This window comes from Mumia spirodelae (assembly GCF_050632745.1).
In the GTDB taxonomy this organism is placed as follows: Bacteria; Actinomycetota; Actinomycetes; order Propionibacteriales; family Nocardioidaceae; genus Mumia.
In genome coordinates, this window is record NZ_JBODSD010000002.1 from 446821 (window position 1) to 471711 (window position 24891).

Annotated in this window: 19 protein-coding genes; 15 read left to right on the plus strand and 4 right to left on the minus strand. The window is 71.9% G+C overall.

All coding sequences use genetic code 11. From position 1 onward, the window contains the following. Positions 1-29 precede the first annotated feature (29 nt). A complete protein-coding gene (locus tag ACQSSQ_RS11740) occupies positions 30-500 on the plus strand; it encodes a nucleoside deaminase (protein ID WP_431327261.1) in 471 nt (156 codons plus the stop codon). Beyond that, positions 497-1807: a cytosine permease gene (gene codB / locus ACQSSQ_RS11745; RefSeq protein ID WP_431327262.1), complete on the plus strand. Its 1311-nt coding sequence runs from the start codon at positions 497-499 to the stop codon at positions 1805-1807. Before ACQSSQ_RS11740 ends, codB begins: the two co-directional genes overlap by 4 nt. A 10-nt stretch (positions 1808-1817) precedes the next feature. Here the strand turns inward: codB and ACQSSQ_RS11750 are convergent, their stop codons facing one another. Continuing rightward, positions 1818-2381, minus strand: a complete 564-nt coding sequence (locus ACQSSQ_RS11750) for a GNAT family N-acetyltransferase (RefSeq protein WP_431327263.1) — start codon at positions 2379-2381, stop codon at positions 1818-1820. Between the two features lie 11 nt (positions 2382-2392). Then, positions 2393-3574, minus strand: coding sequence for an acyl-CoA dehydrogenase family protein (locus tag ACQSSQ_RS11755; RefSeq protein ID WP_431327264.1), 1182 nt, complete (start codon positions 3572-3574; stop codon positions 2393-2395). Between the two features lie 120 nt (positions 3575-3694). On the opposite strand from ACQSSQ_RS11755, the gene ACQSSQ_RS11760 reads away from it, so the two are divergent. The 7 genes from ACQSSQ_RS11760 to ACQSSQ_RS11790 all read left to right on the plus strand — a co-directional run bounded on the left by ACQSSQ_RS11760 (position 3695) and on the right by ACQSSQ_RS11790 (position 13760). Beyond that, positions 3695-5479, plus strand: coding sequence for an acetyl/propionyl/methylcrotonyl-CoA carboxylase subunit alpha (locus tag ACQSSQ_RS11760; RefSeq protein WP_431327265.1), 1785 nt, complete (start codon positions 3695-3697; stop codon positions 5477-5479). Between the two features lie 5 nt (positions 5480-5484). Next, on the plus strand, positions 5485-6834 hold the full coding sequence (locus tag ACQSSQ_RS11765; RefSeq protein ID WP_431327266.1) for a hypothetical protein: 1350 nt from the start codon (positions 5485-5487) through the stop codon (positions 6832-6834). Then, positions 6831-7520: a hypothetical protein gene (locus ACQSSQ_RS11770; protein ID WP_431327267.1), complete on the plus strand. Its 690-nt coding sequence runs from the start codon at positions 6831-6833 to the stop codon at positions 7518-7520. Before ACQSSQ_RS11765 ends, ACQSSQ_RS11770 begins: the two co-directional genes overlap by 4 nt. Next, positions 7517-8719 (plus strand): hypothetical protein, encoded by a 1203-nt coding sequence (locus ACQSSQ_RS11775; protein ID WP_431327268.1) that lies wholly within the window; start codon positions 7517-7519, stop codon positions 8717-8719. Before ACQSSQ_RS11770 ends, ACQSSQ_RS11775 begins: the two co-directional genes overlap by 4 nt. Before the next feature lie 96 nt (positions 8720-8815). After that, positions 8816-9226 carry a universal stress protein gene (locus ACQSSQ_RS11780; protein ID WP_431327269.1) on the plus strand — a complete coding sequence of 137 codons (411 nt, stop codon included), beginning with the start codon at positions 8816-8818 and terminating at the stop codon, positions 9224-9226. Between the two features lie 64 nt (positions 9227-9290). After that, positions 9291-12668, plus strand: coding sequence for a pyruvate carboxylase (locus tag ACQSSQ_RS11785; protein WP_431327270.1), 3378 nt, complete (start codon positions 9291-9293; stop codon positions 12666-12668). Between the two features lie 171 nt (positions 12669-12839). Next, positions 12840-13760 carry a DUF559 domain-containing protein gene (locus tag ACQSSQ_RS11790; RefSeq protein ID WP_431327271.1) on the plus strand — a complete coding sequence of 307 codons (921 nt, stop codon included), beginning with the start codon at positions 12840-12842 and terminating at the stop codon, positions 13758-13760. 127 nt (positions 13761-13887) lie between these two features. Here the strand turns inward: ACQSSQ_RS11790 and ACQSSQ_RS11795 are convergent, their stop codons facing one another. Both ACQSSQ_RS11795 and ACQSSQ_RS11800 read right to left on the minus strand, forming a co-directional pair. Continuing rightward, the gene (locus tag ACQSSQ_RS11795) at positions 13888-15261 is read right to left on the minus strand and encodes an NAD(P)H-quinone dehydrogenase (protein ID WP_431327272.1); all 1374 of its coding nucleotides are present in this window, start codon (positions 15259-15261) and stop codon (positions 13888-13890) included. Positions 15262-15338: 77 nt separating this feature from the next. Then, positions 15339-15989: a biliverdin-producing heme oxygenase gene (locus ACQSSQ_RS11800; protein ID WP_431327273.1), complete on the minus strand. Its 651-nt coding sequence runs from the start codon at positions 15987-15989 to the stop codon at positions 15339-15341. Between the two features lie 207 nt (positions 15990-16196). Between ACQSSQ_RS11800 and ACQSSQ_RS11805 the strand changes: the two genes are divergently transcribed. The 6 genes from ACQSSQ_RS11805 to ACQSSQ_RS11830 are packed head-to-tail and all read left to right on the plus strand — an operon-like array spanning position 16197 to position 24889. Then, positions 16197-17297 carry a heme/hemin ABC transporter substrate-binding protein gene (locus ACQSSQ_RS11805; RefSeq protein WP_431327274.1) on the plus strand — a complete coding sequence of 367 codons (1101 nt, stop codon included), beginning with the start codon at positions 16197-16199 and terminating at the stop codon, positions 17295-17297. Continuing rightward, on the plus strand, positions 17294-18364 hold the full coding sequence (locus tag ACQSSQ_RS11810; RefSeq protein ID WP_431327275.1) for a FecCD family ABC transporter permease: 1071 nt from the start codon (positions 17294-17296) through the stop codon (positions 18362-18364). Before ACQSSQ_RS11805 ends, ACQSSQ_RS11810 begins: the two co-directional genes overlap by 4 nt. Beyond that, positions 18361-19179 carry a heme ABC transporter ATP-binding protein gene (locus ACQSSQ_RS11815; RefSeq protein WP_431327276.1) on the plus strand — a complete coding sequence of 273 codons (819 nt, stop codon included), beginning with the start codon at positions 18361-18363 and terminating at the stop codon, positions 19177-19179. Before ACQSSQ_RS11810 ends, ACQSSQ_RS11815 begins: the two co-directional genes overlap by 4 nt. Continuing rightward, positions 19176-20393, plus strand: coding sequence for a hypothetical protein (locus ACQSSQ_RS11820; protein WP_431327277.1), 1218 nt, complete (start codon positions 19176-19178; stop codon positions 20391-20393). The genes ACQSSQ_RS11815 and ACQSSQ_RS11820 overlap by 4 nt, the downstream gene beginning before the upstream one ends. Beyond that, a complete protein-coding gene (locus ACQSSQ_RS11825) occupies positions 20390-22519 on the plus strand; it encodes a hypothetical protein (protein ID WP_431327278.1) in 2130 nt (709 codons plus the stop codon). The genes ACQSSQ_RS11820 and ACQSSQ_RS11825 overlap by 4 nt, the downstream gene beginning before the upstream one ends. 51 nt (positions 22520-22570) lie before the next feature. Further along, a complete protein-coding gene (locus tag ACQSSQ_RS11830; protein WP_431327279.1) occupies positions 22571-24889 on the plus strand; it encodes an Ig-like domain repeat protein in 2319 nt (772 codons plus the stop codon). Positions 24890-24891: the final 2 nt, after the last annotated feature.

Here is a 24891-nt window from a genome sequence, read left to right on the forward strand (position 1 = left end):
CGTAGACCCCATCCACCCAGGAGGACCGCATGACGACACCGACCGACGCCCACGACGACCGCTACTTCCTCGGTCTGGCGATCGAGCAGGCCCGCATCGGCTGGGAGGAGGGAGGCGTACCGATCGGTGCCGCCCTGGTCCACGAAGGGAAGGTGCTCGCCGTCGGGCGCAACCGGCGCGTCCAGATGGGCAGCGCGATCCGTCACGGCGAGACCGACTGCATCGAGAACGCGGGGCGGCTCCCGGCGAGCGTCTACCGCAACAGCGTCCTCTACACGACGCTGTCGCCCTGCACGATGTGCGCGGGCACGGCGATCCTGTACGAGATCCCGCGCATCGTCGTCGGGGAGAACCGGACGTTCGAGGCCTCCGAGGACTGGCTCCGGTCGCACGGCACGACCGTCGACGTGGTGGACGACCCCGAGTGCCTCGCACTCATGCAGCGCATGCTCGACGAGCGACCCGCGCTGTGGGCCGAGGACATCGGGGAGGAGGCGTGAGCGGGTCGGCCGAGACCGGGGCCGCCCGGCAGGGCGTTGCGACCGACGACCCGATCGACCCGGACTATCCCGTCACGCCGGTCCCTGCGCACGCCCGCAAGTCCTTCTTCTCCCTCGCCGTCGTCCTGCTCGGGTTCACGGTCTTCACGCCGACGATGCTGGCCGGCGCCGCGATCGGTCCGGCGTTCTCGTTCTGGGGTCTGATCGCGGTCATCCTCGCGGGCTCGGCGATCCTCGGCACCTATGTGGCCTTCATGGGCTACGTCGGCGCCCGGACGGGGCTGACGACGGTCGTGATGGCGCGCTACAGCTTCGGCAACCGCGGCTCGAAGCTGGCCTCGATCCTCCTCGGCGGGACGCAGATCGGCTGGTACGGCGTCGTGGTGGGCACCATCGGCGACCTGACGGCGCAGGCGGCGGGCTGGGAGTCGTACGGCGCGAAGGCCTCGATCATGGTCGCGACGAGCGCGCTGATGTGCCTCACCGCCTGCTACGGCTACCGCGGGATGTACTGGGTGTCGCTGATCTCGACGCCGCTCATCCTGATCCTCGCGGTCTGGGTGGTCGTCCGGTCGCTCGAGGAGGTCGGCGGCTTCTCCGGCCTGACGGAGGTCGAGCCCACCGCGACGATGACGATCGCGGTCGCGATCACGACGGTGGTCGGCACCTTCGTCTCCGCCGGGACCCAGGCGCCCAACTGGACCCGCTTCGCCCGCAGCGGCTCGAACGCCGTCTGGGCCTGCGTGATCGGGTTCCTCGTCGGCAACGGGCTGATGATCCTGTTCGGCGCGATCGGCGCGATCACGTTCGGCGAAGGCGACTTCGTCCTCGTCCTCTACAACCTCGGCCTCGTCGGGTGGGGCGTGTTCCTCCTGTTCGGCAACCTGTGGAAGAGCAACGCCGACACCGCGTACGCGTTCGGGGTCGCCGGCGCTGAGCTGTTCGAGCGGCCGACGAAGATCCCGTTCGTGATCGGTGGCTCGGTCATCGGCACGGTGCTGGCGCTCACCGGTGTCCAGAACCACCTCGTCGACTACCTGACGCTGCTCGGCACCTTCATCCCGCCGCTCGGGGGCGTGATCATCGCGGACTACTTCTGCCGCTGGCGCCGCGGGATCGGCGACGCCGACACGGCCCGCGTCCCGGCGTTCGAGTGGCGCCACCTCGGCGTCTACGCGGTCGCAGGGTTCCTTGCGTGGCTGTCCGGTGAGCTCGAGATCGGCATCCCGCCGCTGATCGGCATCGTCGTCGCCGTGGTCCTCACGGTCGTGCTGGACTGGACGCGGCGGCGCGCCGCCGTCGCCTGAGACCGGGCGCTCACGCGAGCGCCAGCACCATCTCCTGCTCGAGGCCGCCGTGGAGGACGGCGGGGAACGACGCGCCGGTCGCGACGAATCCCCGCCGCCGGTAGTAGCCGGCCGCCCGCGGGTTGTCCTCGTGCACGTGCAGGTAGAGGCGGTCGAGGCCCTGCTCGTCGCGCGCCCACGCGACGACGGCGTCGAGCAGGGCGTCGGTCACGCCGGTCTCCCGCCCGCGCACCCGCGGGTCGACGAAGACGCCGACGAGGTTCGCGCGGGGCGGAGCGTCCGGGTCGGCGACGACGCCGTCGGTCGCGTACGCCGGCACGCCGCGCGAGACGAATCCCGCCATCGACCCGACCCAGAGCCCGGCATCGTCGCCGTCGACGAGCCGCGCGACGACCTGCACGTTGCCCGGCGAGACGCTGCGCGCCGCACGGGCACGCCAGTTGTCCTCGCCGACGCGGAGGGCCTCCTCGTACCGCTCGCCGTACGCGATCGGCGTGTCCCTCAACGCCCGGAGCCTCAGCTCCCGCAGCTGCTCCCACTCGCTCTCGGCCGGTCGGACCACCTCGTACGCCACGGTGGTCGAACCTACTCGACCGGCAGCCCGAGGCCTCGCGCGATCAGCATCCGCTGCACCTCGGAGGTCCCCTCGCCGATCTCGAGGATCTTGGCGTCGCGGTAGAACCGCGCGACCGGGTACTCCTCCATGAACCCGTAGCCGCCGAGCACCTGGGTCGCGATCCGCGTCGCGGTGACGGCCTGCTCGGTGGCGTACAGCTTCGCGATCGACGCCGCCTGCTTCAGCTCCTGGCCGCCGACGCCCGCGTCCTTCATGGCGGCCGCCTCGTACGTGAGGGCGCGCGCCGCCCGCGCCGCGACGGCGAGGTCGGCGATCTGGAACGCGACCCCCTGCTTGCGTCCGATCGGTCCGCCGAAGGTCTCGCGCTCCAGCGCGTACTCGCGCGCCATCTCCAGGCACGCCTCGATGCACCCGACGGCCAGCGCGGCGATCGCGATGCGGCCGTCGTCCAGCGTGGCGAGGAACTGCGCGTAGCCGCGACCCCGCTCGCCGAGGAGGTTCTCCTCCGGCACCCGGCACCCCTCGAACGACAGCGGGTGCGTGTCGGAGATGTGCCAGCCGAGCTTGTCGTACGCCGCCTCCGCCACGAAGCCGGGCGTGCCCGAGGGGACGACGATCGTCGAGATCTCCGGGCGCTCGGTCCCGTCGGCGGCGGTACGGGTCCCCGTCCGCGCCGTCACCGTCACGAGGGACGTGATCGAGGAGCCGGAGTTGGTGATGAACTGCTTCGCGCCGTCGATCACCCACTCCCCCTCGACGAGCTCGGCCTTCGTCCGTGTGGCGCCCGCGTCGGAGCCGGCCCCCGGCTCGGTCAGCCCGAACCCGGCGAGCGCGCGGCCGGCCACGAGGTCGGGGAGCCAGGCCGCCTTCTGCTCGTCGTTGCCGAACGTCAGGATCGGGTTGATGCCGAGCCCCACCGCGGCCTCGAGCGTGATGCCGATCGACTGGTCGACGCGCCCCAACTCCTCGATGGCGACGCAGAGGCTCGTGAAGTCGCCTCCGGAGCCGCCGTACTCCTCGGGCGCCGTGAGCCCGAAGAGCCCGAGGTCGCCCATCTTCGCCACCAGGTCGACCGGGAAGTGGTGGTCGCGGTCCCACTGCGCGACGTGCGGAGCGATCTCCGCCCGGGCGAACTCGCGGACGACGGAGCGGAAGGCCTCGTGCTCTGCGGAGAGCGTGCTGTACGTCATAGCGCGATGTTAACAGCCGTTAACCAGGCGATCGAGAGGCGCGGGACGTGGACTCCTGCCGGAGGCGCGGAGGGGGCGCTCTAGACTCGACGGGCAGCCAAGGCACCCCGAGGAGCATCCGTGAGCAACGACCAGGGCATCCGCCCGCTGACCAAGGTCCTCATCGCCAATCGTGGCGAGATCGCGGTCCGTGTCATCCGCGCCTGCAAGGACGCCGGGATCGGCAGCGTGGCGTTGTACGCCGACGCCGACCGCGACGCCCTGTTCGTCCGGCTCGCCGACGAGGCGTACGCCCTCGGGGGCGCGACCCCGGCCGAGACCTACCTCTCGATCGAGAAGATCCTCGACGTCGCCGCCCGCAGCGGCGCCGACAGCGTGCACCCCGGCTACGGGTTCCTGGCCGAGAACGCCGACTTCGCCCAGGCCGTCATCGACGCCGGGCTGATCTGGATCGGCCCGCCGCCGCACGCGATCGAGGCCCTCGGCGACAAGGCCAAGGCCAAGCACATCGCCGAGCGCGCCAACGCCCCGCTGGCCCCGGGCACCAAGGACCCGGTCAAGGACGCCGACGAGATCGTCGCCTTCGCCAAGGACCACGGCCTCCCGGTCGCGATCAAGGCGGTCTTCGGCGGCGGCGGTCGCGGCCTCAAGGTCGCCCGCACGCTGGAGGAGATCCCCGAGCAGTTCGACTCCGCCGTCCGCGAGGCCGTCACGGCGTTCGGGCGCGGCGAGTGCCTCGTCGAGAAGTTCCTCGACCAGCCGCGCCACGTCGAGACCCAGTGCCTCGCCGACGCCCACGGCAACGTCGTGGTCGTCTCCACCCGCGACTGCTCGCTGCAGCGCCGCCACCAGAAGCTCGTCGAGGAGGCGCCCGCACCGTTCCTCAGCGACGACCAGATCGAGCGCCTCTACAGCTCCTCCAAGGCGATCCTGCGCGAGGCCGGCTACGTCGGTGCCGGCACGTGCGAGTTCCTCGTGGCCCGCGACGGCACCATCTCCTTCCTCGAGGTCAACACCCGCCTCCAGGTCGAGCACCCGGTCTCCGAGGAGGTCACCGGCCTCGACCTCGTGCGCGAGATGTTCCGCATCGCCGCCGGCGAGGAGCTCGGCTACGACGACCCCGCCATCAGCGGCCACTCGATCGAGTTCCGGATCAACGCCGAGGACGCCGGCCGCAACTTCCTCCCCGCCCCCGGCACGCTCACGAAGTGGGAGCCGCCGGCCGGCCCGGGCGTGCGGATGGACTCCGGCTACGTCGCCGGCGAGACGATCCCCGGCTCGTTCGACTCCCTGATCGCCAAGCTCATCGTCACCGGCTCCAGCCGCACCCAGGCGATCGAGCGGTCGCGGCGCGCGCTCGACGAGTTCGGTGTCGACGGCATGCCCACCGTCATCCCGTTCCACCGCCGCGTGCTGGACGACCCGGCGTACCTCGGTGACGGCGAGCGCTTCAGCGTCTACACCAGCTGGATCGAGACCGAGTTCGACAACACCATCGAGCCGTACGCCGGTGGCGCCGCCGAGGCGCCCGAGGCGGGCGAGCGCGACGCGGTCACCGTCGAGGTCGGCGGCAAGCGCCTCGAGGTCGTCCTCCCCGCCGGGCTCGGCGCCGTCGCCGGCGCCTCCGCCGCGGGTGGCGCCAAGAAGCCCAAGCGCGCCGCGGGCAAGAAGGCCGGCGCGGCCGCCGGCGGAGACGCGCTCGTCTCCCCGATGCAGGGCACGATCGTCAAGGTCGCCGTCGAGGACGGCCAGACCGTCGCCGAGGGCGACCTCATCGTCGTCCTCGAGGCGATGAAGATGGAGCAGCCCCTCAACGCCCACAAGGCCGGCACGATCACCGGCCTCGCCGCCACCCCCGGCGAGACCGTCACCGCCGGCGCGGTGGTGGCAGAGATCAAGGACTGACCCCGTTGCGGGGGGACGCAGCGGCGCGGGCACGCGCCGTCAGAAGGGCTGCGCGTACGGCGCTGGCGGGGCTCGTCGCCGCGCTGGCGCTGGCCGTGGGTTCCCCCGCGCACGCCGCCGCCACTCCCGACGACCCTGACGAGCGGCTGTTCACCGTCGACGAGCTTGCCGCACGCCTGGAGCAGGATCCGGTCCTCGTCCAGCAGGTCCTCGGCAACGGCGACGCGGACGGCGCGGAGGAACGGATCCGGGAGGCGATCGCAGACGCCGACGTCCCGATCTACGTGGCGTTGGTCGCCGATCCCGGCGGGCTCGCCGACAGGTTTCCCTCGCAGGACCTCTCCACGAAGCTTCACAAGCGGCTCGGCGACGGCTACTACATCGTCCAGGTCTCGGAGTCGATCCTCATGATCGACGGCTGGGGTGTTCCGGACCCGACCAGCCTCTCGCTCGCGCGCAACGACGCCACCGAGGTGGCCCGCGTGGCAAATGATCACCTCGAGGAGGGCCGGCCGCGGGTGACGCCCCCCGCCGACGCGCAGATCGCCGCGGAGCTCGCGACCGGTGGCGAACCCTTCGAGATCGACCCCGACCGCGCGGTCGAGATCACGAAGCTCCCTGGCAACGTCGCGCCGCCCGCGTACTCGGTGCTCGACGACGACCCCGATCCGTCGACCCCGGGCAGCCGCGCGGTCGTCGCGACGGTCGTCGGCGTCGGCGCTCTCCTCGTCGGACTCCGGCTCCTGCTGTGGCTGACCGCACCGAAGCGCCGTCGGCCCACCCGAACCGTCGCGCGGACGACGAGGGAGCTCGAGCTGGCGCCGCTCGTCGCGCGCGCCAACCGGGAGACGACGCGCCTGTCGCGCGAGGTCGCGGACGCGCCGACCGGCCCGAACGCCGATGCGGCGGTCGGATTCCTTGGCGCCGCCGAGGCCGTGCTGCGCGACCTCGAGACGCTGGCCGAGCCGGAGGACCGGCAGTACGGGGTCCAGCTGCGCGACGCTGTCGGGGCGCTGGTGCTTGCGCAGTCCGGACAGTTCGAGCTGGGCCGCGCCAAGCGCAAGACTGATCCGGGCCGCTACCGCCCCTGCTTCTTCGACCCGCTGCACGGCCGCGCCGAGAGCACGGTCGAGGTCCCCGGACGCACCGCCGTCGAGGTGCCCGCGTGCCGCCGCTGCGCAGCAGCCGCCCGGGACGGCGGACAGCCGGACGCGCTGGTCTTCGGCTCTCCGGCCCGTCGCCGTCCCCGGCCGTACTACGAGGAGCGGACCGTCTGGGCACGGACCGGCTACGGCGCGCTCGACGGCGAGCTGTGGAGCACGGTCCTCGACGAGCGCGCGGGAGCGAGCCGATGAGGGCCGTCCGCGCGGTCGGCACGCTGGTCGTCATCGCCCTGGCTGCCGGAGCGGCGTACCTGGCCGTCCAGTACGCCGAGGTCGAGCCGGGCTCCACGGCACACCGCGCGGGCACCCCGGGTGACCGCGCGAGCGCCATCATCGACACCTTCGCCTCCGGCGATCACGTGTTCGTCGGGGCGGAGATGTCGGCGCTGCTGACGCCCGAGCAGGTGCAGCAGGTCGAAGCCGCTGCCGAGGCCTCCGACCCGCCGGTGTACGTCGCGCTGGTCGGCAGCCACCTCTACGCCGGCTACGACAGCACCCACCATCTCCTGGCGCAGCTTGTCGAGCGCGTCGACGACAAGGCCGTCTTCCTCACCTGGGACGGCAGGCCCGGGACTGGCTACTCCGACGAGTCACCCGGTCTGTCGGGGATCGTCTCGCCGGAGATGACCGGCCAGGACGATCAGGCCCTGTTGCGCTTCATCGAACGGGTCGAGGCCGAGGTCGCGCCCGTGGACCCGGATGTCGAGCCCTTCGACTACTGGGGCGGCGTCGGTGGTGGCATCTCGGCGGGGCTGCTCATGGTGGTCGGTGGTTACGCGGTCCTGATGCTGATCTTGGGCACCCTCCGCGCGCTCGCCGGATCGTCGTTCCTCCTCCCCGGTCGCTGGCGTGACTTCTTCGTCGGAGGCAAGGCATGAGCGGCGGCACGACGGGCTTCGACCCGGACGCGATCTGGGCGGCCCTGGAGCAGGACAGCATCTATGTCCATCCTCAGATGGCCGACGAGGTCGCCCCGGAGCAGCTCGCGCAGGCCAAGGCGAACATCGAGCGCTCCGAGGTGCCCACCTACGTCGTCGTCTACCCGCTGAACCCCGAGGACGAGTTCAACGGTGACCCCGCCGACCTGGTCGCGACCCTGCACGACCAGAACCCAGAGCCTGGCATCTTCCTTGCCACGGACGTGCGGTGGGACCGCGCCGAGCTCGGCGGCGCGTCCTGGGACGTCAGGACCGAGGACCGCGATCCCCTCTACCACGCGACGTTCGCGGCGCAGATCGAACACCCCGACGACCTCGGTGCGCAGATCGTCGCTGCCACCGAGATGATCGCCGACGGGACCACCCAAGAGCGCTACGACACCGCGTACGCCAAGTACGAGAAGACGACCGAGAAGTCGGAGTCGTCCTCGACGTACTCACCGCCGTCGTACGCCAGCGAGGACAACGCCGGGGCCATCGTCGGCGTCTCGCTCACGGTCGCGATCGTGGCGGTGCTCGTCGCGGGTGCCGTGATGTGGCGTCGGTTCAAGATCGAGCGTGGCGACATCCCGGGGCGCAAGAAGGCGTTCGCCCTCCCGGCGTCTGTCGTCGAGCGGGTCCGCGACGCCCACGACAGCGCGCTCATCGCGCGTGCCGACCGGGAGCTGCTGGCGCTCGGCGAGCTGATCGACGAGACCGACCTCGGCGGCGACACGGCGGCCTGGCAGGCGGTGCTCGACCACTACGACGCCGCCAAGCGGGTCCGCGGCGAGGGCGCGAAGCCGGACGTGCTCGACGTGGTCGGGGCCCTGGTCCTCGTCGAGCGCGGCAGCGCAGCGCTGGACGCCGCGACGGCCGGCAAGGCGTACCAGCCGACTGCCCCCTGCTACCTCAACCCTCTCCACGGCGCGGCCACCGGCCGTACGACGCTGGACACCGAGCGCGGCAAGGTCACCGTCCCGCTGTGCGCCGCGTGCCGTCGCGACCTCAAGGCCCATCGACGTCCCGACATCCTCGACGTGGTGCGCAACGGGAGGCCGGTGCACTACTTCGACTCCGGCGTCGAGCCGTGGGCGAGCACGGGCTACGGCTCCCTGGAGCTGGACCTCGTCACCCAGCTGCACCGCACCCGCCGCTGACCCGTCGTACGCACCGCTGACTCGTCGTACGCGCCGCCTGCTCGCGACCTGAGACCGGCGGTGACCGTGACACCGACGATGTGCCATCGTGCCCGCATGACGATCGCAGTGGCGTACACCCCTGACCAGTACGGCGAGACGGCGCTCGAGCACGGCATCGCGTGGGCCCGCTCGCGCGCCACCGGCCTCGTGCTGGTGAACGTGGCGAAGCACTCCCGGTTCGAGGAGGACCCTGACTTCGTCCACGGCTACGACCTGGAGCAGCTGCAGCACCGCCTCGCGGAGACGGGCGTCGCGCCGCACCGGGTCCGGCAGCCGGTCGGTCCCGCGATCGCCGAGCTGATCCTCCAGACCGTCGACGAGGAGCAGGCCGATCTGCTCGTCATCGGCATCCGTCACCGGTCCGCGGTCGGCAAGCTGATCATGGGGAGCGTCGCGCAGAAGCTGCTGCTCGATGCCCACGTCCCGGTCTTCGCGGCCAAGCCCGGCCAGCACCCGTTACGGTGAGAGCCGGTCGCTCCACCGACGTGGCGACCGACGGACCTGACGCACTCCCGATCGGAGTACCCCCATGTTCCGCAAGGTCGTCGTCGCCAACCGTGGCGAGATCGCGATCCGTGCCTTCCGCGCCGCCTACGAGCTCGGCGCGCGAACCGTCGCCGTGTTCCCGTACGAGGACCGCGGCTCCGAGCATCGCCTGAAGGCCGACGAGGCCTACCAGATCGGCGAGGTCGGCCACCCTGTCCGCGCCTACCTCGACCCCGACGAGATCGTCGCCACCGCCGTACGCGCCGGTGCTGACGCCGTCTACCCCGGCTACGGGTTCCTGTCGGAGAACCCTGCCCTCGCCAGCGCCTGCGCGCAGGCCGGCATCACGTTCGTCGGCCCGTCGGAAGACGTGCTGCGCCTGACCGGCAACAAGGCGCGCGCGATCGAGGCGGCGCGTGCGGCCGGCGTGCCGGTGCTGGCCTCGGTCCCCCCGAGCCGCGACGCCGACGAGCTGGTGGCCGCGGCGGAGGCCCTGCCGTACCCGCTGTTCGTCAAGGCCGTCGCCGGTGGCGGCGGACGCGGCATGCGGCGCGTCGAGGAGCCCGGAGCACTGCGCGAGGCCGTCGAGGCCGCCATGCGTGAGGCCGAGGGCGCGTTCGGCGACCCGACCTGCTTCATCGAGCAGGCCGTCGTCGACCCCCGGCACATCGAGGTGCAGATCCTCGCCGACGCGACCGGCGACGTGATCCACCTCTACGAGCGCGACTGCTCCGTCCAGCGGCGCCACCAGAAGGTGGTCGAGATCGCTCCCGCGCCGCGCCTGGACCCGGCGATCCGCGACCGGATGTGCGCCGACGCCGTCGCGTTCGCCCGGTCGATCGGCTACACCTGCGCGGGCACGGTCGAGTTCCTGCTCGACCCGCAGGGCAACTACGTCTTCATCGAGATGAACCCGCGCATCCAGGTCGAGCACACGGTCACCGAGGAGGTGACCGACGTCGACCTCGTCCAGGCGCAGCTACGCATCGCCTCCGGGGAGACGCTCGCCGACCTCGGGCTGCGGCAGGACGCGATCACGATCCGCGGCGCGGCGATGCAGTGCCGGATCACGACCGAGGACCCGGCCAACGGGTTCCGTCCGGACACCGGTCGCATCACGACGTACCGCTCCCCCGGCGGTGCCGGCGTGCGCCTCGACGGCGGCACCACCTACTCGGGCACGGAGATCGGCGCCTACTTCGACTCGCTGCTCACCAAGCTCACGTGCCGCGGTCGCACCTTCGAGGCGGCGGTGGAGCGGGCGCGGCGCGCGATCGCCGAGTTCCGGATCCGCGGCGTGACGACCAACCTGACGTTCCTCCAGGCGGTGCTGAGCAACCCCGAGTTCGTGGCGGGAGGCGTGACGACGTCGTTCATCGAGCGTCATCCCGAGCTGCTCGACACGCAGCCGTCGGCCGACCGCGGTACCAAGCTGCTGAGCTACCTCGCGGACGTGACGGTGAACCGCCCGCACGGTCCAGCGCCGGACCTGCTCGACCCGCGCGAGAAGCTGCCCGCGATCGACCGCGGCACGGCGGCTCCGGCGGGCACGCGCCAGCAGCTGCTCGAGGTCGGGCCCGAGGCGTTCGCGCGGAACCTGCGCGAGCAGACCCAGGTCGCCGTCACCGACACGACCTTCCGCGACGCGCACCAGTCGCTGCTCGCGACCCGGGTGCGGACGTTCGACCTGCTCGCGGCCGCCCCGGTCGTCGCGCGCACCACGCCGCAGCTGTGGTCGATCGAGGCATGGGGCGGGGCGACGTACGACGTGGCGCTGCGGTTCCTCAGGGAGGACCCGTGGCAGCGCCTCGCGGAGCTGCGCGAGGCGATCCCCAACGTGTGCCTCCAGATGCTGCTGCGCGGGCGCAACACGGTCGGCTACACGCCGTACCCGACCGAGGTCACCGACGCGTTCGTCGCCGAGGCGACCGCGACGGGCATCGACGTGTTCCGGATCTTCGACGCGCTCAACGACGTCGCGCAGATGCGGCCGGCGATCGAGTCGGTCCGCGCCACCGGCACCGCGGTCGCGGAGGTCGCGCTCTGCTACACCGGTGACCTGATGGACCCGGACGAGCCGATCTACACGCTCGACTACTACCTGCGGCTGGCCGAGCGGATCGTCGAGGCCGGTGCGCACGTGCTCGCGATCAAGGACATGGCAGGCCTGCTGCGGGCGCCGGCCGCGGCGCGGCTCGTGACGGCGTTGCGCGAGCGGTTCGACCTGCCGGTCCACCTGCACACCCACGACACCGCCGGCGGCCAGCTCGCGACGCTGCTCGCCGCGATCGACGCCGGGGTGGACGCGGTCGACACCGCGTCGGCCTCGCTGTCCGGGACCACCTCGCAGCCGCCGATGTCGGCGCTGGTCGCGAGCACGGACCACACGGACCGTACGACGGGCCTGTCGCTGCAGGCGGTCAACGACCTCGAGCCGTACTGGGAGGCGGTGCGCAAGCTCTACGCGCCGTTCGAGGCCGGCCTGCCGTCGCCGACGGGACGCGTGTACCGGCACGAGATCCCCGGCGGCCAGCTCTCCAACCTGCGGCAGCAGGCGATCGCGCTCGGGCTCGGGGACCGCTTCGAGCAGATCGAGGACATGTACGCCGCCGCGAACGCGATCCTCGGCGACATCGTGAAGGTGACCCCGTCCTCGAAGGTCGTGGGCGACCTGGCGCTCCACCTCGTCGCGGTCGGCGCGGACCCGAAGGAGTTCGCCGACAACCCGCAGGCGTTCGACATCCCCGACTCGGTGATCGGGTTCCTCGCCGGCGAGCTCGGCGACCCGCCGGGCGGCTGGCCCGAGCCGTTCCGCACCAAGGCGCTCCAGGGTCGTACGGTCAAGCTCGGCGAGACCGAGCTCGCGGCGGGTGACCGCGACGGTCTCGCAGCGGACCCGCGTCCGACGCTCAACCGGCTGCTGTTCCCCGGTCCGACGCGCGACTTCGAGCAGGCGCGGGGCGAGTACGGCGACCTGTCGGTCCTGCCGACCGAGGCGTACTGGTACGGGCTGCGTCCCGGCGCCGACGTCGAGGTGGCGCTCGAGGAGGGCAAGACGCTCATCCTCGGGCTGGAGGCGATCAGCGACGCCGATGCGCGCGGGCTCCGCAACGTGCTGTGCACCCTCAACGGCCAGCTCCGTCCGGTGACGGTGCGCGACCGCTCGGTGGCCAGCGAGGTCGTGACCGCGGAGAAGGCCGACCCGTCCGACCCGCTGCACGTCGCGGTCCCGTTCGACGGCGTGGTGACTCCGTCGGTCGCTGTCGGCGACACCGTCGAGCCGGGGCAGCAGGTCGCGACGATCGAGGCGATGAAGATGGAGGCGTCGATCACCGCACCGAACGGCGGCACCGTGTCGCGCCTCGTGATCGACGGCCCGCGCCAGTCCGAAGGCGGCGACCTGCTCCTCGTCCTCGGCTAGCCCCCCGTCCGCCCTCCCGCCCCGTCCCGCACCGCCCCGTCCCCGTTGTGAAGGGTTGCGGTTGGTTCTGCCACAGCGGAACCACGCACAACCCTTCGCAACGCGGACGGGTTCTCCCCAGGCACCGGGTCCGCGTGTCCCGAACGGACGCCGAGGACCCACCTGGAGGGCATGAAGCCCATCCCTCACGAACTTCGCTGCCGTCCGTTCACGACGGGTCACGCGGGCCGCCTCGGCGTCACGCCCCAGCAGCTGCGCGGACGCCGGTTCCTCCGGCTGCACCGCGGGATCTACGTTTGCGCTGACCTGCCGCTCACCCTCGTCGTACGGATCGGCGCGGCCCTGCTCGCACTCCCCAGCGACGCGCTGGTCAGCCACCTGACGGCCCTGCGGCTGTGGGGCCTGGAGATCCGACAGCTGTATCCGCTGCACTTCTCGACGAACTCCTCACTGGTCACCGAGCGTGACGGCATCCGACTCCATCGCCGGCGCGGGCGGCTACGGGCGTACGTACGGGAATGCCTCGCGTGCACGGGACCAGATCGCACGTACGTCGACTGCTCGGCGCTGCGCCTCACCCTGCCCGAGCTGGTCCAGGCTGCGGACCATCTCGTCCACGCGGGCCATACGACGCTGAGTCAGCTGGCGGCGTACCTCGACGACACCCACATCCACGGTGTCGTCCGGGCACGGCGCGCTTTCGCGTACGTGCGTGAGCGCGTGGAGTCGCCGATGGAGACTCTCGTACGACTCATGCTGGTGTTCGCCCGGCTGCCGGAGCCAGATACGAATCCCGACGTGCTCGATCCCGAGGGCCGGTTCGTGGCGCGATGCGACCTCGTCTACTGGCGCTTCCGCGTGATCGTCGAGTACGACGGCGCGTGGCACGAGCGCTCGAAGAAGCAGCGCGCCCGCGACCGGACGCGGCGCGAGGCACTCGAGCGTCTCGGGTGGACCGTCATCGTCGTGCTCGAGGACGACCTGACGAACACGAAGTCGATCGTCTGGCGGGTCGACGGGGCACTGCGCGACAACGGGTACGACGGCCCGCGCCCGCAGTTCAACGCGATGTGGACGCGTTGGTTCGCCTGAGCCCGCGTCCGCGCCCCGCCCCGTCCCGTCCGCGTTTCGAAGGGTTGGCGTTGATTCCGGCCGGCGCGAACCAACCCGAACCCTTCGAAACGGGGACGGGGCGGGAGGGGGCGGGCGGGACAAGGCGTCAGCGGGGCTGGTGCAGGCGGCGGGCGGCCTCGGCGACGGAGCCGCTCATCGACGGGTAGACGGTGAAGGCGTTCGCGACCTGGTCGGTCGTGAGCCCGGTCGAGACGGCGAGCGAGACCGCGTGGATCAGCTCCGACGCCCGCGGCGCGACCACGACACCGCCGATCACGGCTCCGCCACCCGGACGGCAGAACAGCTTGACGAAGCCGTCGCGCACACCCTGCATCTTGGCCCGCGGGTTGCCCGACAGGCGCAGGGTGACGGTCTCCGCGTCCACCTCGCCGGCGTCGACGTCCTTCTGGCTGATGCCGACGGTCGCGATCTCGGGGGCGGTGAAGACGTTGGAGACGACCGTACGCAGCCGCAGCGGGTGCACCGCGTCGCCGAGCGCGTGCGCCATCGCGATCCGGCCCTGCATCGCGGCCACGGACGCGAGCATCAGCACGCCGGTGCAGTCGCCGGCCGCGTACACGCCACGCGCCGACGTCCGCGACACCCGGTCGACCTCGATGAAGCCGCCGGAGTCGACGTTGACGCCGGCCGACTCGAGCCCGAGGTCCGCGCTGTTGGGGATCGACCCGAGCGCGAGCAGGCAGTGCGAGCCCTCGACCTCGCGGCCGTCGGTGAGGCGGACGACGACGGAGTCGCCCTTGCGCTCGACGGACTCCATGCGCGAGCGGGACAGCACGTTCATGCCGCGCCGCGTGAAGACCTCCTCCAGCACGACGGCCGCGTCGGAGTCCTCGCCCGGGAGCACCCGGTCGCGGCTGGAGACGAGCGTGACCTGGCTGCCGAGGGCCTTGTACGCCCCTGCGAACTCCGCACCGGTGACGCCGGACCCGACGACGATCAGGTGCTCGGGGAGCTCGTCGAGCTCGTAGACCTGCTCCCAGGTCAGGATGCGCTCGCCGTCGGGGATCGCGGTGTCCACGACGCGCGGGTGGGCGCCGGTCGCCAGCAGCACGATCTGCGAGTGCAGCTCGTCGGCGCCGCCGTCGGCCCGCTCGACGAGCACCGTCTCCGGTCCGTCGAGGCGCGCCGTCCCGGCGATGACCTGCACGTTCTCCCGCTCGACGCGGCGGCGGATGTCATCGGACTGCGCGACGGCGAGACGCTTCACCCGCTGGTTGACCTGCATCAGGTCGACGGAAGTGGCGCCAGACCCGACGATGCCCAGCTCGTCGGAGCCGGACACGTCGGTCATGAGGTCGGACGTGGCGATCAGGGTCTTGCTGGGCACGCAGTCGGTGAGGACGGTCGAGCCGCCGAGGCCGTCGCGCTCGACGACGGTGACCTCCGCCCCGAGCTGTGCCGCGACCAGCGCAGCCTCGTACCCACCAGGTCCACCACCGACGATCACGACGCGATTCACGCCGTCATTGTCTCGCACCTGCGGCGACCGGCACGCGGCGGCGTTCGGGCCCCGGCGCCCGGTGTGGCGCTCGTCGCTCAGGCGGCCATCTCGGCGAAGAGCGCCTCGTTCAGGGCGAACGCCGCCTTGACCTCGTCGACCACCCGCTGCTTCGCGGTGTCGTCGAGCGGCAGAGCGTCGAGCCGTGCCCGGTAGGCGTCCTTGTAGAGCTTCGGCTTCGGCACGAGCGGGAAGTCGTAGAACGTGACGCCCCCCTCGGTGAGCCCGTACTCGCGCTGCAGGATCCGCCCGATCGCCTGGCCGCCCGACAGGTCTCCCAGGTATCGCGTGTAGTGGTGCGCCACGAAACGGACCGGGTCTCCCGTCGTCTCGCGGACCTGGGAGGCGTACGCCGTCGCGGCCGCACCGACGGGGATCTCGCGCCAGTCTTCACCGGCGATGAACCGAAGGTCGGCCTCGATCGCCGCCGAGCGGACGAGCGCCGCGTCGACGACGGCCGATCCGACGGGGTCGCTGGCGAGGGCGTCGCCGACGGACTCGATCGCCTCGTAGACGACGGCGAGCTGACGCAGGAAGACCGCGTAGCGCTCGACCGACGAGCGCCCCTCGAGGAGGTCGGACATGAAGCTCGAGTTCTCGGCCGAGGTGTGCTCGGCGCGCGATCCCTCCCGCATGAGGGTCGAGAGCGCGGTGCTGGGGACGGTCTCCTGCGCGGCAGTGACGGTCATCGAGGGGCCTCCACGAGGTGGGCGAGGGGTGGACAGGGACGTCCCGAACAATATGACACACTGTCATCATCGACAGGACATCGCGTCAGGACCAACGTGACGTTGCGTCACTTTAACCCCGGATCTGCTAGCGAGGCAAGGCTTACCTATGCTACGTTCCATCGAGGTTAGGTAAACCTGACTTCCCTCGGAAACGGAGCAGTCCCCGTGCAACGCCGTCGTGTGATCACCGTCGCCCTCCTCTGCGTCTCCGGCCTCTTCGCTGCCGGCTGCGGGCCCGCCGGACACAGCGACACCGGCAGCCAGGACGCGGTGACGACGATCCCGCCGCTCAGCGCCGTCACCGTCTCCGACGACCCGAAGTCGCTCTCCGGCGAGGTCGCGGTCGACCTCGGCGCCGAGGAGCCCGAGCCCGTCACGGACGACCCGCGGCAGGCGTTCCCGGTCACGCTCACCGACGCCCAGGGCACGAAGACGACGGTGAAGTCCGCCGAGCGCGTCCTCGCGCTCGACCAGTACGGGACGCTGTCGCAGATCGTCTTCGAGCTCGGCCTCGGCGACCTCCTCGTCGGGCGCGACATCTCGACCCAGTTCACGCAGGCCCAGGACCTCCCGCTCGTCACCCACAACGGGCACGAGCTCAACGGCGAGGCGATCCTCGACCTCTCCCCCGACCTCATCATCACCGACACCTCGCTCGGCCCCTGGGACGTCGTGGAGCAGGTCCGCGACGCGGGAGTTCCGGTCGTCGTCGTGGACAGCAAGCGCAACCTCGACAACGTCGCGGAGCTGACCGACCAGGTCGCCACCGCGCTCGGTGTCCCGCAGGTCGGCAAGCAGCTCGCGAAGCGGACGGCCGACGAGGTCGCGGCGGTCCGCGCGACCGTCGCCGAGAAGGCACCCTCGGCGGTGCAGGACCAGCTCCGCACCGTCTTCCTCTACGTCCGGGGGCAGAGCGGCGTCTACTACATGTTCGGTGAGGGGTCCGGCGCCGACGCGCTGATCTCGGCCACGGGGGCGTACGACGTCTCGAAGGAGATCGGCTGGAAGGGCATGAAGCCGCTCAACGACGAAGGCATCGTCGCCGCGCAGCCCGACGCGATCCTCATGATGAGCAAGGGCCTCGACTCGGCGGGCGGCGTGGACGGGCTGCTCGAGCGCTACCCCGCCCTCGCCAACACCCCAGCGGGCCAGAACCGCCGCTTCATCACGATGCCCGACAGCCAGATCCTGAGCTTCGGACCGCGCAGCGCCGACGTGATCAACGCCCTCGCCGTCGCGATGTACGCGCCGGAGTCGCTGCGATGACGGTCGTCGACCCCACCGTCTCGGCGCGGTTCCGGCTGAGCGCGACGGTCGTCCTGTTCTGCGGCCTGTCCGTCGCCCTCGTCGTGCTGGCGCTCGTCTCCGCGGGGACCGGACAGCTCGCGATCCCTCCCGCCGAGGTGCTCGGCTCGTTCCTCCACCGGATCGGCATCGACGTCGGGCCGATGCCGACGCACCCGCAGGGCGACGCGGCGCTGTGGAGCATCCGCTTCCCCCGCGTCGCGATGGCGATCCTGGTCGGCGCCTCGTTGTCGGCCGCCGGCGCGCTGATGCAGGGAGTCTTCGGCAACCCGCTCGCCGAGCCCGGCGTGATCGGTGTGTCCTCCGGGGCCGCGGTGGCCGCGGCCTGCGCGATGGTCTTCGGCTTCGCCGCGCTCGGCACCTGGACCGTCCCCGCTCTCGCGTTCGTCGGCGGGCTCATCACCACCGTCGCCGTCTACCTGCTCTCGCGCTCCGACGGGCGGACGGAGGTCGTCACGCTCGTACTCACCGGCATCGCGGTCAACGCGGTCACCGGCGCGCTCCTCGCGCTGATGATGTTCCTCGCCGACACCCAGGCCCGTGAGGAGATCGTGTTCTGGCAGCTCGGGTCGCTCAACGGGACCCGCTGGCAGTACGTCTGGGTGGTCGCGCCGCTCGCCGTGGTCGGCGTGACCGGCGCCCTGCTGCTGAGCCGCAAGCTCGACCTGCTCGCGCTCGGCGACCGGGCCGCCCGGCACGTCGGCGTCGACGTCGAGCGCCTGCGCATCGGCGCGATCACGCTGGTCGCGCTCCTCACCGCGGCGGCCGTCGCGTTCTGCGGGATCATCGCGTTCGTCGGCCTCGTCGTGCCGCACCTCATGCGCATGGTCGTCGGACCGGGCCACCGGCTCCTGCTGCCGGCCAGCGTCCTGGGCGGCGCCGTCCTGCTGCTTGCCGCGGACCTCGTCGCCCGCACCGCCGTCCCGTACGCCGAGCTGCCGATCGGCATGCTCACCTCGCTGATCGGTGGGCCGATGTTCTTCTGGCTGCTGCGCCGCACCCGTCGTACGGCAGGGGGCTGGGCATGAGCGCCACGCCCGCGCCGACGACGCGCACGATCCTCCAGGTCATCGGCGCCTGCGTCGAGTACGGCCCGGCGAAGATCCTTCGCGAGGTCGACCTCGACGTACGCCCGGGCGAGCTGCTCGTCCTCGTCGGACCGAACGGCGCCGGCAAGTCGACGCTCCTCGGTGTGCTGGCCGGCGACGTCGCACTGACCCGGGGACGAGCGCTGCTCGACGGTGAGCCGCTCGCGTCCCGGCGCGCCGGCGAGCTCTCGCGACGCCGCTCGGTCCTCCTCCAGGAGCACCGGCTGTCGTTCCCGTTCACGGTCACCGAGGTCGTCGCGATGGGCCGGGCCCCGTGGCACGGTCGCGACGAGTCCGACGCGGACGAGGCCGTCGTGGCCGACGCGATGCGCCGTACCGACGTCGAGCGTCTCGCGTCGCGCCGCTTCCCGACGCTGTCCGGCGGCGAGAAGGGGCGTACGAGCTTCGCCCGCGTGATGGCGCAGGAGGCCCCGATCGTGCTCCTCGACGAGCCGACCGCCGCGCTCGACATCGCGCACCAGGAGGCCCTGCTCACCGAGGCGCGCAGGCTCGCCCGCGAAGGCCGTGCCGTCGTCGCCGTCCTGCACGACCTCTCGCTGGCCGCCGCCTACGCGGACCGCGTCTGCGTCCTCGCCGAGGGCCGGGTCCGCGCGGACGGGCCACCGCTCGAGGTGATGCGACCCGAGCTGCTGTCCGACGTCTACGGCCACCCGGTCGACGTCTTCACCCACCCGCGCACCGGCGACCTCGTGGTCACCCCGCTGCGGACCCCCGTCGAGGAGGTCGTCCGATGACCCGCACGACTCGGCTCGCCGCCCTGGGCGTGGCCGTCACCCTCGCCGTCCCGACGGTCGGGCTCACCGCGGCCCCCGCGGGTGCGGCCGCCCGCATCACCGTCTCCAACGGCGACGGCGCGTCCACCGCGGCGGTCGACGGCGCGACCACCCTGACCGTGACCGGGCGCGGGTTCCAGTCGATCAAGGGCGGAGCGGGCGGCATCTACGTCGCGTTCGGGTGGGTGTCCGACCCCGAGGGCGGCGCGTGGAAGCCGTCGAAGGGCGGCACCACCGGCGACGACTACCGCTACGTCCCCGACAGCGAGAGCGCCGACAACGCCGGGCACCAGCGTTTCATCGCCTTCCCCGGCGCGGACACGGCCGACTCGGCCAACGGCACCATGAGCGCCTCGGGTGGCTGGAGCACCACGGTGAGCGTGCCCGGCGCCCGGTTCCAGGCCGTCGACCGCTCCGGCAGCGCCGTCGACGTGGACTGCACCCAGGTCACCTGCGGTGTCATCACGATCGGCGCCCACGGCATCAAGAACCCCCGCAACGAGACGTTCACTCCGGTGCGCTTCGTCGCTGGGTCGGGGTCGGGGGCCGCCGCCGCGCCCGCGACCTCCGCGCCGAGCGCCGCCCCCCACGCTGCCTCGAGTACGCCGGCGGCGGCCACCCCCGTGCGTACGGGCAAGCCGACGGTCGGGGTGGACCGTGCGACCGCGGTCGTCGGGCGGGTCCTCACGTTCACCGGCAAGGGCTTCACGCCGGGCGAGCAGGTCGTCGCCACGCTCGACGACGGGGTCGCCGCGGTCGGACCGCTGTCGGCGGGGCAGTCCGGCGAGGTTGCGGGGGTGCTCCAGCTCCCGGCGACGACGCAGGCCGGCACCCACGTGCTGCGGCTGACCGGCGCGGCCAGCGGCGCCGCTCCTGAGGTCACCTTCCCGATCGCGCCCGCCGCCGCGGTGGTGGACGCGACCGCCGCCGACGTGGGGGCAGACGAGGGCCCGTCGACCGCGGCCTGGGTCTTCCTCGCCGCAGCGGGGCTGCTCCTGCTCGGCGCGGTCGTCGGCGCCGTCCTGCAGGTACGCCGCAGCCGCCGCGCGCGCCGTACCGAACAGGTCGCTGCCCCCGAGGACGGTGCCCCGCTCGTCCCCGACTCGCTGGCATCGTTCGAGCGCGGGGACACCGCCGTCGACGAGCCCACCCAGGGCGGGAGGGTGTCGCGATGATCCGCCGAATCGCCCTCGGCGTGGCCGTCGCGCTGGTCGCGCTCGTCACCCCGCTGGTCCCGGCTGCCGCCGACGCCACGACCGCGCGCGAGATCGACGGGGCCACCCTGCGCTGGGGGGTCTCGAACGAGGCCAACAACGCAGCGTTCGCCCCCGGGACGTACAACTTCCTCTCCGCGGGCAAGGTCGCGGACCCCGGCGTCGGGGGCCAGACGCTCAAGGACGCCGCGACCTGGCTCAACGGGAAGCCTGCCGGGTGGAAGGCCACGGCCGGCAACGTCGCGATCGAGAAGAAGGCCGCCTCGGGGTCGTACGCGCCGGCGACCTGGGACGGGCTCAAGACGTCGCCCAGCGGCGCCTCGATCAGCCCGCCCACCAGCAAGGTCTTCAGTGACCACCGCGTGGTCCTCTCGGGGGGCTCCGGCTGGGCCGATCCTGACACCGGGCGGGCGAAGATCGCCTGGGACGGCGACTTCACGGTCGTCTTCTACTCGGGGATGTCGTTCTTCTTCGTCTCCGATCCCGAGCTGAGCGTCGGCCGGGACGGCAGCGGGGTGCTGACGGCGACGTTGAGCGGATTCGGATCGTCGCTCGCGGACCCGTCAGTGTGGACCACGGTCCCCGCGAAGAAGGTCACGCTCGCGACCTTGCCGTCGGTCTCCGTCGACGCCGACGGCACCACGGTCACCCCCGCGTACGAGGGTGTCCGTAACGGCGCCGTCGACCAGAGCACGAGCAACCCCGGCTGGGGCTCCTGGCCGACGTCGTTCATCGGATGGCTCGCCGACGCCGGCTCCGCGTCGTACTGGTACTCGTCGGGCGGCTCGGTCGACGCCAACAAGCCCCCGCTCCCGATCACGTTCGCCTGGGAGCTCGGCGACACCCTCCCGGAGGATCCCGAGGATCCCAGCGGGCCTGTCGACCCGGAGCCGACCACGCCGGCGCCGACGGTGCCGACGCCGTCGACCGGCGGAGGCGAGGGAGGCGGCGGTACGGGCGGTGGCTCCGGCGGTGGCTCCGCTTCGAAGGCCTTCACCGTCTCCGACGCCCAGCTGCGGTGGGGCGTCAACCAGGAGATGAGCAACTCCGCGTTCGCGCCCGGGACCTACAACATGTTCTCGGCAGGGACGGTGCCGAACCCCGGGAAGGGTGGCCAGACGCTCGCGCAGAAGGACTGGCGTGCCACCTCCGGCAACGTCCGCATCGAGAAGGAGACCAGCGCGGGCGGACACCGGCTCGCGACGTGGTCGGGCCTCGGCACGACACCTGACGGTCAGCCGCTCGGCGCCGCGACCAACGGCCTCCTGAGCGACCACACGGTCGTCATCGAGGGTGGCAAGGGCACGGTCGACCCGAAGAAGCGGACGGCGACGATCCGGTGGAAGGGCACCTTCACGGCCCTGCTGTACAGCGGGATGTCCTACTTCACCGTCACCGACCCGGTCCTGACCGTCAGCGGCGGGTCCGCGCGGATCGACGCGACGCTCGGCGGCTACGCGACCGACCGGGAGAACACCTCGGTGTGGAAGGCGCTCGCGCCGACGAAGGTCCGGCTCGCCGACGCCGCCGTGAAGAGCCTGAGCAACGCCCGTGGCTTCACGGTCACGCCCCGCTTCGCCGGGGTCCGGTACGACGCCCCGGCGGGCGCCGTCGCCCAGCAGCGCGGGGTCTCCGGCTGGGGTGCGTTCCCGACGTCGTTCCTCCGCTTCCAGGAGAAGGTCGGCACCGCGTCGTACTGGTACACCAGCGGCGCCTCCACGGACCGCTTCAAGGCGGCGCTGCCGATCACGTTCAGCTACGACGCCGACAAGCCGGTCGCCGCGCCGAAGGGCGACGACGCCTCGAGCGGCGGCCCAAGCACCGGCAGCCCGTCCACCGGTGCGAGCACCGGATCCGGTACGGGCACCCCGTCCGCCGCCCCGGCTGCCGTGCCCGCCGCTGCGCCTGCGCCTGCCACCGTCGTCGGCGCCGCCGTCCCGGTCGGCACGACCGAGGGTGTCCTCCCCGTCGCGCAACCACTCGACGCCTCGCCCCCGTCATGGCCCTGGTGGGCCGGCGGCGCGATGGCCGTCGCAGCACTCCTGGTCACGGTCGGCTCGCGCCTCCTGACCCGACGCACGTCCTGACCCCCACCCCTCTGAGCACCACGTCTCGGAAAAGAAACGAAGGGAAGCACCATGTCCACGTCCCTCTCGCGGAGGTTCCGGCGCGCTGTCGCCGGCACCGCCGCAACCGCCCTCGCAGCGGGCTCCCTGGTCCTCGTGGCCGGGCCCGCGCAGGCCGCGCCCAGCCCGGTGACCGACGCCGTCTTCGCCTGGGGCCTGTCCAACGAGGCGAACAACGCGGGCTTCGCACCCCAGACCGCCAACTTCTTCTCGGCCGGCAAGATCAGCAACCCCGGCGCCGGCGGACAGACGCTGACGTCGGCGACAACCTGGTACAACGGCACCACCGCCAACTGGAGCGCGACGAACGGGAACGTCGAGATCCAGAAGAAGACGGCCGACGGCGGGTACGCGCCCGCGACCTGGGAAGGCCTGAAGACGAGCCCGACGGGCGCGAGCATCTCACCCCCGACCTCGAACGTCTTCAGCGACCACCGGGTCACGATCAAGAAGGGCACGGGAACCGCGGACGCCGCGGCGAACGACGCCAGCATCACGTGGGACGGCGACTTCACGGTGATCGGCTACTCCGGCATGACCTTCTTCTACGTCTCCGACCCCACGCTCACCGTCGATGACGGCGTCGGCACGGTCACCGCCACCGTCGGCGGTTACGGCACGAGCATGGACGACATGACGGAGTGGACCAGCCTCCCGGACACGCAGGTCACGCTGGCAACCCTGAGCGGCGTCGACGTCACCGAGAACGGCTTCACCGTCACCCCGGCGTACAGCGGCGTCACCTACGACTCGCCGAACACGCCGCAGAACCGCACCGCTGCCGGGTGGGGTGCCTGGCCGGCCACGTTCATCTCGGCCATCGAGCCGACGGGGCAGGCGGCGTACTGGTACACGACCGGTGGCTCGGTCGACAAGAACAAGACTCCGCTGCCGCTCACGGTCAGCTACTCCAGCCCCGCGAAGGTCACGGTCAGCGACACGACGATCCCGTCGACCGGTGAGCACGAGATCACCGTCTCCGGCTCCGGCTTCGCCCCGGCCCTCGCGACCGGCGCACGCCCCCCGCTCGCGGGCAAGGCAGCAGGCGCGTACGTCGTGCTCGGTACCGTCGCCGACAGCTGGAAGCCCAGTGCCGGCGCCCCCTCGACCGCTCGCAAGGCGATCACGCAGAAGTGGGCCGTGACCTCGGCCGACATGACCACCATCGGTGGCGCCGCCGCAGGAGCGATCGAGCTCAAGGCCGACGGCACCTTCACGACGACGTTCACCGTCTCCAAGGCCGCCGTCGACGCCGCTCCCGACAGGCTGGCCAAGCTGGGCATCTACACCTACGCCGGCAGCGGCGCGACGCAGCCGCTGTACGAGACGTTCACGCCGATCACGTTCGAGGATCCGGCTCCGACTCCGACCGTCACGCTGAGCAACACCACTATCTCCTCCGAGGGTGAGCACGAGATCACCGTCTCCGGGACCGGGTTCGACCCTAACGCCGGCACGTTCGGCCTGTACGCCGGCGTCAGCCGTCAGCCCGCGGCGTGGAAGCCGTCCGAGGGCGTGGCGCTCAACGCCGCGCAGTTCCCGGGGGCGGCGTACGTCCCGAAGGCGAGCATCTCCGCCGACGGCACGTTCAGCACGACGATCACGGTCGACAAGTCCAAGGTCGATGCCGTCGCCACCGAGGGCAGCTACGGGGTCTACACCTTCGGCGCCCACGGCCAGACGGTCGCCGCGTACGAGACGTTCACGCCGATCACCTTCGTCGACCCCGAGCCGGAGCCCGAGCCGGAGCCGGTCCCGGCCGTCGCGTCGACGACCGCGATCGCGGCGCCCGTCAAGGTCGTGTACGGCCGCGGCGGCCTGGCCACCGTGACGGTGAAGTCCTCCAAGGCCGTCACCGGCAAGGTCCAGCTCCTCGACGGGGCGCGCTCGCTCGGCGTCAAGGGCGTCTCCGGCGGCAAGGCCACGTTCGTGCTGCCGAAGACGCTGACCGTCGGCACCCACCGGCTGACCGCCCGCTTCACGCCCGCCGATGCGAAGGTCGTGAAGGCGTCGACGTCGGTCCGGAACCTCGCCGTCGCCAAGGTCAGCACCAAGGCGGCCGTGAAGGTCACCAAGAAGCCGACCCGCAAGGGGGCCGGCAAGGCGACGGTGACGGTGTCCGGCACCCCGAAGGCCAACGGTCGCGTGACGATCGTCATCAAGGGCAAGGGCATCAAGAAGACCGTCCGTGCGACGGTCCGCAACGGCAAGGTCGTCGTGAAGCTGCCCAAGCTCAAGAAGAAGGGCACCTACACCCTGACCGCGACGTACGCCGGCAGCGCGACCCACACCGCGGCGAAGAAGGCCGTGAAGGTGAAGGTCACCCACTAGTC